The organism is Bradyrhizobium sp. Pha-3 (genome assembly GCF_042258325.1).
Classification (GTDB): Bacteria; Pseudomonadota; Alphaproteobacteria; order Rhizobiales; family Xanthobacteraceae; genus Bradyrhizobium; species Bradyrhizobium elkanii.
In genome coordinates this window covers 3,553,263-3,567,423 of record NZ_CP170151.1, presented here as the reverse complement: position 1 = coordinate 3,567,423, position 14,161 = coordinate 3,553,263, and the positions used below count along the sequence as shown (strand labels likewise).

The window sequence follows — 14,161 nt, the reverse complement described above, 5'->3', positions numbered from 1 at the left end:
CTCCGCGATTGGTGGTTAGAGCGTTTCCGAACGAGGTGCGTACCGGTCGCACAGGAGATGATATGGCCGTCATTCTGATCACGGGGGGAGCCCGGTCCGGCAAAAGCCGGCGCGCCGAACTTCGTGCGCGCAGCTTTCCGGGGCAACCGGTCTATATCGCGACCGCCGAGGCGCTCGATGCGGAAATGGATGAGCGGATCGCCAAACATCGCGCGCGGCGCGGCAGCGACTGGATCGAGCGCGAGGTGCCACTCGATCTCGTTGAAGTGCTGTCTGAGACCGATGGCGCTGGTGCAAGGTTGGTCGATTGCCTGACGCTCTGGCTATCCAATCTGCTGCATGCCGGGCGCGACTGGTCGCAGGAAGTAACGCGGTTGGCGGATGCGCTGTCGCGCCAGCGCGGCCCGGTGGTGCTGGTCACCAATGAGGTCGGTCTCGGCATCGTGCCGGACAATGCATTGGCGCGGACTTTCCGCGACGCCGCGGGAATCATGAACCAGACTATCGCCGGCATCGCCGACGAGGCCGAGTTCGTCGTAGCGGGCCTGCCGATGAAGCTTAAATGAAGTCCGAGATCGATCCTGCCAAAGGCCCCGCGATGGTCTCATTCGACGATACGTTTCGCCGCCAACTGCACGAACTGTTCGTGTGGCGGCGCGACGTGCGGCGGTTCCGGGCCGATCCGCTGCCGGATAACACGATCGAGCGGCTGATCGAGATCGCCTGCCTGTCGCCTTCGGTCGGCCTGAGCCAGCCCTGGCGGTTCGTCATTGTCGACGACGAGGCACGCCGCCGCGCTGTCATCGACGACTTCAAGGCCTGCAACGCCGATGCGTTGCGGTCCTATTCGGGCGAGCGCGCCGCAAAATATGCCGCGTTGAAATTATCAGGCCTGGAGGAAGCGCCGGGCCATCTCGCCGTGTTCGCCGAGAAGACCGACCGGATCGGGGCCGGTCTCGGCCGCGCGACGATGCCGGAGACGTCGGAATATTCCGTGGTGGCCGCGATCTGCTCGATGTGGCTTGCCGCGCGCGCCGAAGGCATCGGCATCGGCTGGGTGTCGATCCTCAATCCGGAACGCATTCATGACGTTCTGGAAATCCCGGTCTCCTGGAAATTTATCGGCTATCTCTGCGTCGGTTACCCCCAGACCGAGTGCGACCGTCCGGAGCTCGAACAGGCCAAGTGGGAATCGCGGCGAGGTCCGGATGAATTCACCATCCGACGCTGACGGCGCACCGACAGAAGACGCCGCCGCGAATGGCGGCGTTCACTGGCGCGCCGACATCGCCTCGCTGGTCTTTCCCGTGCCGGAGCACCGCGCGATCTGCGCGGTGCATCGGGGCGCCTTTCGCACGCTGCTCGGCACCGATCCGACGGTGGACGCGTGTCTTGCCCATTTCAGGCGGTTTGAACAAGCCTTCAGGGCAGCCGCGCGCGCCAAGATCGAGCGCAAGCGCATTCCCCTTGGAACAAATTTGCATCTTACCAGTCGCGACATCACCCGAAAGCTGCTAGAAGCCGATCAAATCGAATGTGGAGAACGACCATGAGCCAGTCCCAGACCGCGCAAACCCAGGTTACTCGAGCTCAGGTCACGCTGCCGATCGCTACCCGACAGGTCGGACGGCTTGCGCAATCGTTGATGGCCATGACGCTCGGCCTGTTCATCGTCGGCGTCGTCGGCTTCTCGCACATCGACGTGATCCACAACGCCGCGCATGACGTGCGCCATTCCAACGCCTTCCCCTGCCACTGACCGCCTTTGCATGAGCACGTTTCGCTCGATCGTCTTCTCGTCGGTCATTGCCGGATTCATCGTCGGCCTGATCGTCACCGCGGTCCAGCAGTTCGGCACCGTTCCCCTGATCCTCAGGGCCGAGGTCTATGAGAGGGCGGCCGCGCACAAGCACGAGGCCTCGGCGCCACCGCAGGCGATCCTCGTGCATGATCATGGCGCGGAGGCTTGGGAGCCGCGCGACGGTTTGGAACGCAACGTCTATACCGCGGGGGCAAACATCCTGACCGCGATCGGTTTTGCGCTTCTGCTCTGCGGCTTCCTCGCGGTGCGCAGCGGCGCGACCGGCGAGCAGATCTCGTGGCATGAAGGCTTGATGTGGGGCCTTGCCGGTTTTGCCGTCTTCACCATTGCTCCGGGCCTCGGACTGCCGCCTGAATTGCCGGGCGTTCCTACCGCTCCATTGCTGTCGCGCCAGATCTGGTGGGTGACGGCGGTGCTGGCGACCGCAGCCGGCCTCGGACTGATCGTGTTCCGGCGCTCGATGCCGGCCGCCATCGCCGGCGTGGTCCTGATCATGCTGCCGCATCTGATTGGCGCGCCCGAGCTGGAGCATGTCGAGACCAGCGTGCCTTCGTCCCTGTCGCATCAGTTCGTGGTCGCCGTCACGCTGACCAGTCTGGTGTTCTGGTCCCTGCTCGGCGGCCTGACGAGCGCCGCGTTCGCCTATTTCGATCGGCCGGGCTCATCCGCTCACGGGTGACAGCCGCTGCCGGAAAAACGCCAGGATCTCATCGCGAGCCGCGATGATCGGCTGGCCGGCCTCGTCGATCAGATGCACCGTCACGACGCTGTGCGGTGTCGTGACGAAATTCCGGAAGAACGGCGGCACATCGCGGTTCGCCGCGCTGTCGGGAAGCACCCGCCCGATGAATCGGTCGCCGAGCGCCTCGCGATAGGCCGCAAAGCGCTGCGCCATGCAGAACTTGTCACCCTCAAAGCGATAGGCCAGCACGGTCAGGTCTTCACGCTCCAGCCGCTCGCGCACCGCCTTGATTTGCTCCGGTGCGATCTCGACCCCCGCCGGATCGTTCAATGGCAATGACGGCTGCGAAAGCACCGGCGCCAGCATCGACGGCTCCAGCATCATGGTAAGCGCGAAATTGCCGGTAAAGCACATCCCGATGGCCCCGACACCGGGACCGCCGCATTCGCCATGGGCAAATCGCGCCAGCGCGCGCAGCCATTGCGTCACGGGACTGGACTGGTTTGCGGCCATCGCGCGAAACTCCGCGCTGACACAGGCGCGTTGAAACACCGCGGCGCCCTCCTCCGCGCTCGCGACGGCGCCGTCGCGGCCGAACAGCGACGGCATATAGACGGTGAAGCCGGCATCGCGAACCCAGCGGGTGAAGCGCGCCACATGCGGGCTGATGCCCGGCATCTCCGCCATCACGATCACCGCAGGACCTTTGCCGCCAACATGGACGCTCTTGCCGGCCCCATCGAGCGTAATCTGGCGGCGCTCGAAATCCTCGAGCGGATCGTCCTGGGTCATCGGCCGGTTCGGCATCGGCGGTCCTCCTGATCGAGATCGGCAGCGTCTTGGCGTCAGAGTTGCGATTTTCCGGCCGGGCAGCTAGTGTCAAAAATGACATTGATCGCGGATTTTATGACATGACCAGGATCGCGGTTGTCGAGATCGACGGCTGCCTCGCGTCGGCGGCCGCCATCACCCACGACGTGCTGGCCATCGCCAACCGGATCAGCACGACGAAGCGCGCGCGCTTCGAGGTGACGACGCTGCGTTATGGGCCGAGGCGGCACGCCGGCCGATTGCGCGGCGCCGACCTCGTCATCGTTCCCGGACTCGGCTCGGCATCGGCCGGCGAACTGGAGCGGAAGCTGGCGACACCGGCATGTCGGCACGCCCGCGACATGCTGGTCACGGCGTTCGCGAACGGCGCGATGCTCGCCGCGTCCTGCGCCAGCAGTTTCCTGCTGGCGGAGACCGGCCTGCTCGACGGCAAGCGCGCGACCACGACATGGTGGTTCGCGCCGCTGTTTCGGCAACGCTATCCGAATGTCGAGCTGATGACGGAGCGGATGGTGGTCGCCGACTGGCCGATCGCAACCGCCGGCGCTGCGATGGCGCAGATGGACCTGATGCTTGCGGTGATTACGCGTTTCGGCAGCCCGGCGCTGGCCAAGGGCTGCGCCAACTACCTGCTGCTTGGCGAGCGGCATTCGCAGGTGCCCTTCATGGCGATCAATTATCTTGCCGGCCAGGACCCCAAGGTCGCCAGGGCCGAGAAATGGGTGCGCAGCAACATCGCGCGCGACTTCACGATAGGGGACGTCGCCACCGCGGTGGCGCTGGCACCGCGGACATTTGCCAGACGGCTCGAGTCGATCTGCGGCATGTCGCCCATTCAATTCGTGCAACGCATCAGGATCGAGACGGCGCGGTCGCTGCTCGAGACCACGCGCCTGTCGGTCGAAGAGATCGCGGGCAAGGTTGGCTATGCCGAGCCATCGACCCTCCGCCGGCTGATCCGGCGCGAAACGCGGCATTCGCCGCGGCACTTCCGCTCAGGCTGATGATCCGCAACGACGCCACATCCGCGATGAAATCATCACGCCGAGAGCCACGCGAAGGCGCGGCGCAAGAATGCCGGCGCATCCTTTTCGACTGGCGTTCCGTGGGCCATCAGCACCTTTTCGGCGGGCCACGCCAGAATCCTTTGCAAGGCCGCACGCGCGGCGCGGCGGCCCGTGAAGGCTACGCGGAACTTGCGCGGCACCGAGGGCTCCGGCCCGACCATCAGGTCGAGTTTCGCGATCGTCGCCCGCCAGCCGGAGAGCAGTTCGGGAGGGATCTGCTGCAGCAAGTCGGTGAACAGCACGGTGCCGCTTTCGACATGGAAGAACACCACCTCCGTGGTGATCAGGTTGCCGCGCATCACCACCTGATCGATCTGTCCGGCCCAGTCGAGGCTCGGCGCGTCCGCGAGATCGGCATCGAAGCCGAGGTCGCGGCGCCGCTTGCGCAGGCCCGGCGGGGCGTGGAGCACAGTGGCCGGACAGGCCTGCTTCCATTCGGCGAGGAACAGATGGTGCAGCGAGTTGGGCGCCACGATGTGCCTGACCTGACCGAGCGCCGCCACGCCGGCCTGCAATTCCTCCGTCCACCGGACCGGCGACCAGATGAAAAGGCCGCCGTCCGATAATCTGACGACGGCCATCCGGGTCGGATAGTGAAACCCGGCGACCGCAAGGTTCGGCCCCCGGCAATCCAGATGTCGTGGCCGAACTGCTGCAATACCGCCATTCGCGATGAACCTTGACCGTCGGGCGTCGCATCCAACCCCGCACGCTCCACCGGCGTTGCGGGTTCATTTACCATGCCCGGCGTGACAGGCCGCGGACAAGGGGCAATGTCGATCATCGGTTCCGATTGCGCCGCGGCCAATTGCAACGATCGGGTTTACGCAACCTTAGACGATTTGATCCAAATGTTGCGCGTGCACGACGCGATTGGGATGAAGCGGCCGATGTCGCAGAAGTCGGACCTCGAGGGACACGGGCTGGCCTTCGCTGATGACGCCGCGCGTCACCTCGCGGCGAATGACGCGGATCGTGGCACTGTGATGCCGCACGCAACCATCGGCCGAACCTCGAGTGCGCCCGTAGGTCAGCCACAGGCGGCAATTGTGCATTTACCGCGGTCCGGCGCGGGCGCGCTGGTGTCCGCGCTGCGTGAGGCCGACTGGCTCACGGCTGACCGTGTCACCGCCTTCACCCGCGTATTTCTCGTCCTGTTCATCGCCTGCATCGCGATCATCCCATGGGCTGCGCCGACGATGGATGTCGGCCATGATTTCGCGGCGTTCTGGACGGCGGCAAAGCTCGCGCTCGAAGGCCGCGCCGGCGACGGCTATGGCGACGCAGGCCGCGCCGCCGTAGCGGCCGTGCTCGGTCAGAACACCTACGCACCGTTCTTCTACCCGCCGACGTCGCTGCTGTTCTGGCTGCCCTTCGCACTGGTTCCCTTTGCAACGGCCGCCGTCATCTGGATCGTCGCGACCGGCGCCGCCTATGCGGCCGCGGTGAGAGCCATGCTCGAGCGTGGCTCCGTCGTTCCCGCGCTCGCCTTTCCCGCCGTGTGGGTGTGCGCGCTGTTCGGACAGAATTCGCTGTTCTCGGCGGCCCTGCTCGGCGGATCGGCCGTCACGCTGGACCGCTATCCGGTGATCGCCGGCGTGCTGCTCGGCTGCTTCAGCTACAAGCCGCAGATCGCCCTGCTTGCGCCGCTGGTGCTGATCCTGGCGCGGCGCTGGCGCGCGCTCGCCGCGGCGGCCGCAACGACGCTCGTGCTTGTGCTGGCGGCCACCGCCCTCTTCGGGATCGACCCATGGATCAAATTCGTTGCCGTTCTGCCGGAGGCAAGCGCCTGGAGCCTCGGCGGCGGACCCGGTTTCGAGAAGTTCGCCAGTCCCTACGCCGCGGTCAGGCTGGCCGGCGGATCCAGCAGCACGGCCTGGCTCGTCCAGGTGACCGCGGCCGCGATCGCGATCGTCGTCCTGATCCTGGTGCTGCGAAAACGTCCCGGCGGCGCCGCCGAGATCGCGTTGATGGTGGCGATGACCGGCCTTTGCGTGCCGTCCCTCGGTAACTACGAGGTCGTGATCCTGGCGATCCCGGGCGCGTGGCTGATCGCACAGGCGCTTGCGCAGGGCTGGCTGCCCTACGAACGCATCGCCCTCGCTGCGCTTTATTTGACGCCATTCGCCATGGTGCCCGCGGGCGCAAACGGCCTGCAACTGGCACCGATCGCCGCTGCGGCCGTTGCCATTCTTGTCGTGCGCCGCATCAGGCATCTGCCGCCCTCGGACGGCGAAATCGTGCAGGCCTGACGCCCTAAGCGAAGGTATGACCCACAAACGACGACCCATATTGGGTGTCGTCCCTGCGAAAGCCGGGACCCATAACCACAAATGCTGATTGTTGAACGATGTTGGGACGACGAGTCCCGTTCCCAACACCCGCTGCGGAGTATGGGTCCCTGCTTTCGCAGGGACGACACCGAACAAGCTGTTTGACAGTTGAATCCGACAAACCAATGTCGGCCCGTAACCGCCGCAATGCGACGAACCGCACGTCCTGCTTCTATCCCGCCGGCATCAGGATCGCCTCTCGCGCCGCGTGCCAGCTCGCCTCGTCGGGCGCGCACAGCAAGCCGCCGGTCAGATTGACCGGCCGGTAGGGTGATCCGTCGAAATGCGCGCTGTAGCCGCCGGCCTCGCGATGCAGCAGCCAGCCCGCGGCATGATCCCACGGCATCAGCTTGTTGTAGAACAGCAGGTGGCAATGTCCGGAGGCCGCCATGCGATACTCGTGCGCGGCGCATCTGAGCCAGGCGCTGGCGCCGAGCCTGGAAAGATTGCCGGCGACAATCGTGCGCAGCGGCTCGGGCAGGAAGTTGACGCCGACGATCGCATCCATCTGCCTGACCGGCACGGCGGGAGCCACCTTCAGATCATGCCGCCGGCCATCCGGCATCGCGAGCCACGCGCCCTCGCCGCGCAGCGCGAATGCGGTGTCGTTGCTGACCGGATCATGGATCGCGCCGAACACGATCTCGCCGCGCATGGTGGCGGCCACCATGGTGCCGAATAGCGGCAGGCTCGAGGTGAAGTTCCGCGTGCCGTCGATCGGATCGATGATGAAGGCAAGCTCCGCGGTTCCGACCCGATCGAGCGCGGCCGGATCACGCGCGGTGCCCTCCTCGCCGATCACGACCGCATTCGGAAACGCCCGCAGCAGCGCCGCCGATATCGCCTGCTCGGCAAGCTCATCGGCTTCGGTGACGACGTCGAATGCCGATGTCTTGGTGCGGACCTCGATCTCCCGCACGCGGCTGAACCGCGGCATGATCTCGCTGCGGCCGACTTCGGCGAGGATGGCTCCTATATCAAGCGCGTCGGCATGGGACAGTTTCACGCGGCATTCTCCTGCGTTGCGCCGGCATCCTACCGTGGGATTGTGACTGCGTGGCGGTCAGCGGCGCTGGTTGTAGACATCGATGCAGACGGCGCCAAGCAGGACGAGGCCCTTGATCACCTGCTGATAATCGATGCCGATACCGAGGATCGACATGCCGTTGTTCATGACGCCCATGATCATGGCACCGACCACTGCGCCGCCGACCCGGCCGACGCCGCCATAGGCCGACGCTCCGCCGATGAAGCAGGCGGCGATCACGTCGAGCTCGAAGCCGAGACCGGCCTTCGGTGTCGCGGTGTTGAGCCGGGCTGCGAACACCAACCCGGCGAGCGCGGCCAGCACGCCCATGTTGACGAAGGTGAAGAAGGTGAGCCGTTCGGTCTTGACGCCCGACAGTTTCGCCGCCTTGGCATTGCCGCCCACCGCGTAGATCTGCCGACCGATCACCGTCCGCCGCGTGACGAAGCCATAGAGCGCGATCAGGACGGTCATGATCACGAGCACGTTGGGCAGGCCGCGATGCGAGGCGATCAGATAGGTGAAATAGAGCACCGCGCCCGCCAGCGCGATGCTCTTGACGATGAAAAACGCGTAGGGCTCGACGGCGATGCCGTGCGCCTGCTCGCGCGCCCGGCTCCTGGCAGTCGCCAGCACCAAGACAAACGCCAGGACGATGCCGATCGCGAGCGACGTCGGATAGAGCGTGCCGGCGCTCGGGAACAGCTCGGGGATGAAGCCCGACGACAGCTTCTGGAAGGTCGGCGGGAACGGCCCGACCGACTGGCCCTGCAGGACTGCAAGCGCGAGGCCCTTGAACACCAGCATGCCCGCCAGCGTCACGATGAAGGACGGAATGCCGAAATAGGCCACCCAATAGCCCTGGGCCGCACCGATCGCGGCGCCGACCAGGAGGCAGGCGACGAAGGCGATCGGGTAGCTGACATGGTAGCGCACCATCAGCACCGCCGCGACGGCGCCGACGAAGCCCGCGACCGAGCCGACCGAAAGATCGATATGCCCGGTGACGATCACCAGCAGCATGCCGAGCGCCATGATGACGATGTAGCTGTTCTGCAGCACGAGATTGGTGAGGTTGAGCGGCTGCAACAGCGTGCCGTCGGTCACGATCTCGAAGAACAGCATGATCGCGAGCAGCGACAGCAGCATGCCGTAGTTGCGCAGATTGTTCTTGATGAAGCCGGAATGCCTGGGGGTCTCGGGAAGTGATACCGTCTTGTCGGTCATGGTGCCCCTCCTCCGGCGCGTGCCGCCCTTTCGCCGGCCCCGCGTCCGGACATTCTGACATTGCGCATGATGGCGCGCATGATCTTCTCCTGCGTCGCGTCGTGCCTTGCGAACTCGCCGACGAAGGCGCCGTCATTCATCACGCAGATCCGGTCGCAGATGCCGAGCAGTTCGGGCATCTCCGAGGAGATCACCACAACGCCCCTGCCGGCCTCGGCCAGCTCGTTGATGATGGAGTAGATCTCATATTTCGCCCCGACGTCGATCCCGCGCGTCGGCTCGTCCAGCAGCAGCACCCTCGGATCGGTCATCAGCCATTTCGACAGCACGACCTTCTGCTGGTTGCCGCCCGAGAGATCGCCGGTCGCCTGGTAGACGTCGGAACAGCGGATCCGCATCCGGGTGCGGTAGTCACTCGCGGCTTTCAGCTCGGCGACATCGTCGATCACGCCGCGCTCCGAGACCTGGCGCAGGCTCGCCACCGTCACGTTCTTGCGGACGTCGGCGGCAAGGATCAGCCCGAGCTGCTTGCGATCTTCCGTGACATAGGCGATGCCGGCATCAATCGCGGCCGGCACGCTGGACAGATCGGCCTCGCGTCCATCGAGGCGGACCTTGCCGGAGACGTTGTAACCCCAGGCGCGGCCGAACAGGCTCATGGCGAACTCGGTACGGCCGGCGCCCATCAGGCCGGCGATACCGACCACCTCGCCGCGGCGCAGCGTGAAGTCGACGTTCTTGATCACCTGCCGCTCGGTATGCAGCGGGTGATACACCGACCAGTTCTCCACCGTCATCACGGGTTCGCCGATCTCCGCCTTCCGCTCGGGGAAGCGGTGCGCCAGATCTCGGTCGACCATGCTGCGGATGATGCGGTCCTCCTCGATGCGCTCGGTCCGGCAGTCGATGCTGTCGACGGTGCGGCCGTCGCGCAGCACCGTGATGCGGTCGGCGACGCGCGCAACCTCGTTCAGCTTGTGCGAGATCAGGATCGAGGCGATGCCCTGCTCGCGGAAGGCCAGGAGACGCTCGAGCAAGGCGGCGCTGTCGGCTTCATTCAGACTGGCGGTCGGCTCGTCGAGGATCAGGAGGCGCACCCGCTTGGACAGCGCCTTGGCGATCTCGACGAGCTGCTGCTTGCCGACGCCGAGGTCGGTGATCAGCGTGTCCGGCGGCTCCCGCAAGCCGACCTGCGCCAACAGCTCGGCGGTCCGCCTATGCACCGCGTTGCGGTCGATGACGCCGAACCGCGACGGCGGATGCGACAGAAAGATGTTCTCGGCAATCGACATCAGCGGGATCAGCGCCAGCTCCTGATGGATGATGATGATCCCGAGCGCCTCGCTGTCGTTGATGTCGCGGAAGCGCCGCTCCTCGCCGTCGAACACGATCGACCCGTCGTAGCTGCCGGCCGGATAGACCCCGCTCAAGACCTTCATCAAGGTCGACTTGCCGGCGCCGTTTTCGCCGACCAGCGCATGGATCTGCCCGGCCTCGACGGTGAAGCTGACGTCGCGCAACGCCTGCACGCCGGCAAAGCTCTTGCTGACGCCGCGCATCTCAAGCATTGCCGTCATCGGATCATGTCCCGCAGCGTCGATCGTCCCCGGCGCGGTTCGCCGCCGCTCGCCCGGCGATCCGCCCCAGAGCCTATTCCGTTCCGATTAAATCGGAACGGGGCTCTGGATTCTGGTTTTGACGCGTTTCCTCACGCGAACCGGTAGCCGCTTCGCTCGAAAACGCTCTAGTCGAATTGCGCGCGCTTGCAATAGCCGCTGTCAATCAGGACTTTCTCCCAATTGGTCTTATCCACCACGACCGGCTTGAGGAGATAGGACGGAACCACCTTGACCCCGTTGTTGTAGGTCTTGGTGTCATTGACGCTGACCTCCTTCTTGCTCAACACGGCGTCGACCATGTCGGCCGTCACCTTGGCGAGGTCGCGGGTATCCTTGAAGATGGTCGAATATTGCTCGCCGCGCAGCATCGCCTTGATCGAGGGTACTTCGGCATCCTGCCCGCTGATGTACGGCATCGGCTGGTCCTTGCTGCCGTAGCCAACGCTCTTCAGCGAGGAGATGATGCCGATCGACAGACCATCATAGGGCGACAGCACCGCATCGACGCGCTTCTTGCCGTAGAACGCACTGAGCAGGTTATCCATCCGCGCCTGCGCAGTCGCGCCGTCCCAGCGCAGCGTCGCGACCTTGTTCATGCCCGTCTGGCCGCTGCCGACCACGAGCTTGCCGCTGTCGATATAGGGCTTCAGCACCGACATCGCGCCGTCGTAGAAGAAGTACGCATTGTTGTCGTCGGGCGAGCCGCCGAACAGCTCGATGTTGAAAGGCCCCTTGCCATCCTTGAGCCCGAGCGCGTTCTCGATCGACTGGGCCTGCAGCACGCCGACCTGGAAATTGTCGAAGGTCGCGTAATAGTCGACGTTGGGGGTGTCGCGGATCAGGCGATCATAGGCGATCACCGTGATGCCCTGGGCCTTGGCCTGCTTCAGGACATCGGACAAGGTGGTGCCGTCGATGGCGGCGATGACCAGCACCTTGGCACCCTTGGTCACCATGTTCTCGACCTGGGAGAGCTGGTTCGGAATGTCGTCTTCGGCGTATTGCAGATCGGTGCCGTAGCCGCGCTCCTTCAGCACCTTGACCATGTTGTTGCCGTCGTCGATCCAGCGTGCCGAGGACTTGGTCGGCATCGCGATGCCGATGGTCGGCTTGCTCTGGGCGAGCGCGTCGCGATCCGACACCGCCGCGGCAAGGCCGGCCAGCGCGAGCGCAAACAAGCTGGTCTTCAATTTGGACATGCTTCACTCCCTCGTTTTTTTGAGTTGGGATTCCCGTTGCCGTGGACAGCGTCAATCGACGGCTATCGTTCGTGGGCGGACCGCAGATTCTACCGCGATGTCGGATCGACGCCGGGACCGTCACGAACCGAAATTGCGGAATGTCGATTGAACCCGTCAACAGCGCCAATGCTCGCTCCGCACGATCGGCCATGTCGATCCTGCAAGGCCCGGTTCATCCGCGCGTCATGCCGTGGGACGAACGAGGCGCGGGAACGACGTGGAGGATCATGAGGCGCCGGCCTCCCGGAATCGTCGGCGAGCGCCAGCGTCCGCCAGAACTTCTGGCAATGCGTCACCGCTTCTTGCACCCTTTGGTTGATGTTGCCCCTACCATACGGACGCAAGCACCGACTGGCCATTTATTTAACTATCCGAATAAATTGATCGGAGACATGGAGGGTCCTGGGACACGATCCGGAATCGCTAGCAAGCCTCAGAGCCCCCCAAGTGGCGCGGCACTACTTCTGGCAACCATTGGTGGGATTGTGCCCGCACCCTGCTATGGATGCAAGCGTCATTTATTTCACCATCTGAATAAATTTGCCAAACTGCCGGCCAGCGGCAGCGATCTTCAGGCGTCGATGTCAGAGAGATCGTCAACAACCAGCAATGCCTCGGCAAAATCGTCGTCGCTGAAATAGGTGCTGCGGGTGATGACCACGGGGATGCCGGCGCCTGCCGCGGAGGCGAGGCCGTTGCCGGAATCCTCAACGGCGACGCAATCTCCCGGCCCGAGCCCGAGCCGCGCCAGAACCTCGACATAGACATCCGGCGCCGGCTTCTTCCGCGGCACGTCGTCACCGGCAACGATCGCCTCGAACTGATCGGCCCAGTCCAGCCCGAGCGAAACCGAGAGCAGCGCATCGATATTGCCATGCGAGGTGGTCGTTGCGATCGCCAGGCGCTGGCCGCGGCTGCGCGCGCCGGCGAGCCAGGCCCTGATGCCCGGCCGCAACGGGCAGCCGCCCGCGGCAATCAGCGCGGCGTAGCGCGCGGTCTTGATCCTGTGCAGGTCGGCGATCTCGGCGAATGTCAGCATTGGGACCGCGTTGCGCTGGTCGAAGGCGCGGATGCGCTCCTTGCCTCCGGCCACCCGAAGCAGCCGCGCGTAAGTGACCTGGTCCCAGAACCAATCGAGGCCGGCTCCGGCAAAGGCTTCATTGAAGGCGCGGCGATGCACCTCCTCGGTTTCGGCGAGCGTGCCGTCAACATCGAAGATCAAGGCACGGGCGCTCGCGATGATGTCGCGCATCCCGGCGGACCGGATCACGGCGAGCGCCTCGTTCATCGTCCCTCGCCCGGCGCACCGGCGCCTTTGACGAACACCCGGCTGGCAAGGACGTCGCCGGCCTCGATCGACATCATGTCGTCGGCGGTCAGCGTGCGGTCGAGCTTCGCCACGATCCGATTGGCCTGGCGCAGCCGGATGCGATCGAGCGCATTGCGGATCGAGCGTGCATTGGAGAACAGCGGCTGGTCCTTGCGCACGGCAATGTAACGGATGAAGGCCTCGCGTGCTTCCGGGGAGAACCGATAGTTCTGCTGCTGCAACATCAGCTCGGCGATCCAGAGCAACTCGCCGTCCGAATAGTCCGGGAAATCGATGTGATGCGCGATGCGGGAGCGAAAACCCGGATTGCTCTGGAAGAACTTCTCCATGCGGTCGCCATAGCCGGCCAGGATCACCACCAGATCCTCGCGCTGCTGCTCCATCACCTGCAGCAGGATCTCGATCGCCTCCTGCCCGTAGTCGCGCTCGTTTTCCGGGCGATAGAGGTAATAGGCCTCGTCGATGAACAGCACGCCGCCCATCGCCTTCTTCAATATCTCTTTCGTCTTCGGCGCGGTGTGGCCGATATATTGGCCGACGAGGTCGTCGCGCGTGACGCTGATGACGTGGCCGCGGCGCACGAAGCCGAGCCGGTGCAGGATTCCGGCCATCCGCAGCGCGACCGTGGTCTTGCCGGTGCCGGGGTTGCCGGTGAACGACATATGCAGGGTCGGAAACGTCGTCGCCAGCGCCATCTTCTGCCTGATGCGTTCGACCAGCAGCAGCGAGGCGATCTCGCGGATGCGGGTCTTCACCGGCTTCAGGCCGATCAATTCGGAATCGAGCTGGTCGAGCACGTCGCCGATGCCGAGGTCGGCGAATTCATGGCGAAGGTCGATGGTCTCGAGCGGGGTCTCGCGGATTTGTTCGCTGATCTGTTCTTGCGCCTGGGTCATGATCCTCTCGCCTGGAAAAGCTCCGTCGCCGCGGCGGCGACGACGGAGAAGTGCATCCGGACCAGGACGGTCGAGGGAGCAACCCG

15 protein-coding genes are annotated in these 14,161 nt (G+C 64.9%); 7 read left to right on the top strand and 8 right to left on the bottom strand.

Going from position 1 to position 14,161, the window contains the following annotated elements; translation table 11 throughout:
- Positions 1–62 precede the first annotated feature (62 nt).
- The 5 genes from cobU to ACE10X_RS16500 are packed head-to-tail and all read left to right on the top strand — an operon-like array spanning position 63 to position 2,501.
- The gene (gene cobU / locus ACE10X_RS16520) at positions 63–566 is read left to right on the top strand and encodes a bifunctional adenosylcobinamide kinase/adenosylcobinamide-phosphate guanylyltransferase (RefSeq protein ID WP_038382104.1); all 504 of its coding nucleotides are present in this window, start codon (positions 63–65) and stop codon (positions 564–566) included.
- A gap of 32 nt (positions 567–598) precedes the next feature.
- The gene (gene bluB / locus ACE10X_RS16515; protein ID WP_038382114.1) at positions 599–1,231 is read left to right on the top strand and encodes a 5,6-dimethylbenzimidazole synthase; all 633 of its coding nucleotides are present in this window, start codon (positions 599–601) and stop codon (positions 1,229–1,231) included.
- The gene (locus tag ACE10X_RS16510; RefSeq protein WP_244435651.1) at positions 1,209–1,553 is read left to right on the top strand and encodes a hypothetical protein; all 345 of its coding nucleotides are present in this window, start codon (positions 1,209–1,211) and stop codon (positions 1,551–1,553) included. Before bluB ends, ACE10X_RS16510 begins: the two co-directional genes overlap by 23 nt.
- Positions 1,550–1,759, top strand: a complete 210-nt coding sequence (locus ACE10X_RS16505; RefSeq protein WP_038382105.1) for a CbtB domain-containing protein — start codon at positions 1,550–1,552, stop codon at positions 1,757–1,759. The genes ACE10X_RS16510 and ACE10X_RS16505 overlap by 4 nt, the downstream gene beginning before the upstream one ends.
- Before the next feature lie 10 nt (positions 1,760–1,769).
- Positions 1,770–2,501, top strand: a complete 732-nt coding sequence (locus ACE10X_RS16500; RefSeq protein ID WP_038382106.1) for a CbtA family protein — start codon at positions 1,770–1,772, stop codon at positions 2,499–2,501.
- On the opposite strand, the gene ACE10X_RS16495 is transcribed toward ACE10X_RS16500, so the two are convergent.
- The gene (locus tag ACE10X_RS16495; RefSeq protein ID WP_375764306.1) at positions 2,484–3,311 is read right to left on the bottom strand and encodes a dienelactone hydrolase family protein; all 828 of its coding nucleotides are present in this window, start codon (positions 3,309–3,311) and stop codon (positions 2,484–2,486) included. The genes ACE10X_RS16500 and ACE10X_RS16495 overlap by 18 nt on opposite strands.
- A 104-nt stretch (positions 3,312–3,415) precedes the next feature.
- Here ACE10X_RS16495 and ACE10X_RS16490 point away from each other — a divergent pair, with 104 nt between their 5' ends.
- On the top strand, positions 3,416–4,339 hold the full coding sequence (locus ACE10X_RS16490) for a GlxA family transcriptional regulator (RefSeq protein WP_038382108.1): 924 nt from the start codon (positions 3,416–3,418) through the stop codon (positions 4,337–4,339).
- A 35-nt stretch (positions 4,340–4,374) separates the two neighbouring features.
- Here ACE10X_RS16490 and ACE10X_RS16485 read toward each other — a convergent pair whose 3' ends face one another.
- The gene (locus ACE10X_RS16485; protein WP_375764305.1) at positions 4,375–4,983 is read right to left on the bottom strand and encodes a DUF4336 domain-containing protein; all 609 of its coding nucleotides are present in this window, start codon (positions 4,981–4,983) and stop codon (positions 4,375–4,377) included.
- Between the two features lie 309 nt (positions 4,984–5,292).
- On the opposite strand from ACE10X_RS16485, the gene ACE10X_RS16480 reads away from it, so the two are divergent.
- Complete coding sequence (locus ACE10X_RS16480) at positions 5,293–6,654, top strand: glycosyltransferase family 87 protein (protein ID WP_375764304.1); 1,362 nt, start codon at positions 5,293–5,295, stop codon at positions 6,652–6,654.
- 253 nt (positions 6,655–6,907) lie between these two features.
- Here ACE10X_RS16480 and ACE10X_RS16475 read toward each other — a convergent pair whose 3' ends face one another.
- The 6 genes from ACE10X_RS16475 to cbbX all read right to left on the bottom strand — a co-directional run bounded on the left by ACE10X_RS16475 (position 6,908) and on the right by cbbX (position 14,075).
- Positions 6,908–7,741: an inositol monophosphatase gene (locus ACE10X_RS16475; RefSeq protein ID WP_051002631.1), complete on the bottom strand. Its 834-nt coding sequence runs from the start codon at positions 7,739–7,741 to the stop codon at positions 6,908–6,910.
- A 57-nt stretch (positions 7,742–7,798) separates the two neighbouring features.
- Entirely contained in the window at positions 7,799–8,989 is a 1,191-nt protein-coding gene (mmsB, locus tag ACE10X_RS16470) for a multiple monosaccharide ABC transporter permease (RefSeq protein ID WP_137476308.1), read from the bottom strand.
- Positions 8,986–10,566 (bottom strand): multiple monosaccharide ABC transporter ATP-binding protein, encoded by a 1,581-nt coding sequence (gene mmsA / locus ACE10X_RS16465; protein WP_375764303.1) that lies wholly within the window; start codon positions 10,564–10,566, stop codon positions 8,986–8,988. The genes mmsB and mmsA overlap by 4 nt, the downstream gene beginning before the upstream one ends.
- 167 nt (positions 10,567–10,733) lie before the next feature.
- A complete protein-coding gene (gene chvE, locus ACE10X_RS16460; RefSeq protein ID WP_375764302.1) occupies positions 10,734–11,807 on the bottom strand; it encodes a multiple monosaccharide ABC transporter substrate-binding protein in 1,074 nt (357 codons plus the stop codon).
- Positions 11,808–12,420: 613 nt separating this feature from the next.
- On the bottom strand, positions 12,421–13,137 hold the full coding sequence (locus ACE10X_RS16455) for an HAD family hydrolase (protein ID WP_038382118.1): 717 nt from the start codon (positions 13,135–13,137) through the stop codon (positions 12,421–12,423).
- On the bottom strand, positions 13,134–14,075 hold the full coding sequence (cbbX, locus tag ACE10X_RS16450) for a CbbX protein (protein ID WP_375764301.1): 942 nt from the start codon (positions 14,073–14,075) through the stop codon (positions 13,134–13,136). The genes ACE10X_RS16455 and cbbX overlap by 4 nt, the downstream gene beginning before the upstream one ends.
- Positions 14,076–14,161 lie beyond the last annotated feature (86 nt).

Bases quoted from the DNA above. Each gene is read 5' to 3' on its own strand.
- chvE (WP_375764302.1), bottom strand. From the start codon at position 11,807: ATGTCCAAATTGAAGACCAGCTTGTTTGCGCTCGCGCTGGCCGGCCTT.
- bluB (WP_038382114.1), top strand. From the start codon at position 599: ATGGTCTCATTCGACGATACGTTTCGCCGCCAACTGCACGAACTGTTC.
- cobU (WP_038382104.1), top strand. From the start codon at position 63: ATGGCCGTCATTCTGATCACGGGGGGAGCCCGGTCCGGCAAAAGCCGG.
- ACE10X_RS16500 (WP_038382106.1), top strand. From the start codon at position 1,770: ATGAGCACGTTTCGCTCGATCGTCTTCTCGTCGGTCATTGCCGGATTC.
- ACE10X_RS16455 (WP_038382118.1), bottom strand. From the start codon at position 13,137: ATGAACGAGGCGCTCGCCGTGATCCGGTCCGCCGGGATGCGCGACATC.
- ACE10X_RS16495 (WP_375764306.1), bottom strand. From the start codon at position 3,311: ATGCCGAACCGGCCGATGACCCAGGACGATCCGCTCGAGGATTTCGAG.
- ACE10X_RS16485 (WP_375764305.1), bottom strand. From the start codon at position 4,983: ATGGCCGTCGTCAGATTATCGGACGGCGGCCTTTTCATCTGGTCGCCG.
- ACE10X_RS16505 (WP_038382105.1), top strand. From the start codon at position 1,550: ATGAGCCAGTCCCAGACCGCGCAAACCCAGGTTACTCGAGCTCAGGTC.
- ACE10X_RS16490 (WP_038382108.1), top strand. From the start codon at position 3,416: ATGACCAGGATCGCGGTTGTCGAGATCGACGGCTGCCTCGCGTCGGCG.
- ACE10X_RS16480 (WP_375764304.1), top strand. From the start codon at position 5,293: ATGTCGCAGAAGTCGGACCTCGAGGGACACGGGCTGGCCTTCGCTGAT.
- cbbX (WP_375764301.1), bottom strand. From the start codon at position 14,075: ATGACCCAGGCGCAAGAACAGATCAGCGAACAAATCCGCGAGACCCCG.
- mmsB (WP_137476308.1), bottom strand. From the start codon at position 8,989: ATGACCGACAAGACGGTATCACTTCCCGAGACCCCCAGGCATTCCGGC.
- ACE10X_RS16510 (WP_244435651.1), top strand. From the start codon at position 1,209: ATGAATTCACCATCCGACGCTGACGGCGCACCGACAGAAGACGCCGCC.
- mmsA (WP_375764303.1), bottom strand. From the start codon at position 10,566: ATGACGGCAATGCTTGAGATGCGCGGCGTCAGCAAGAGCTTTGCCGGC.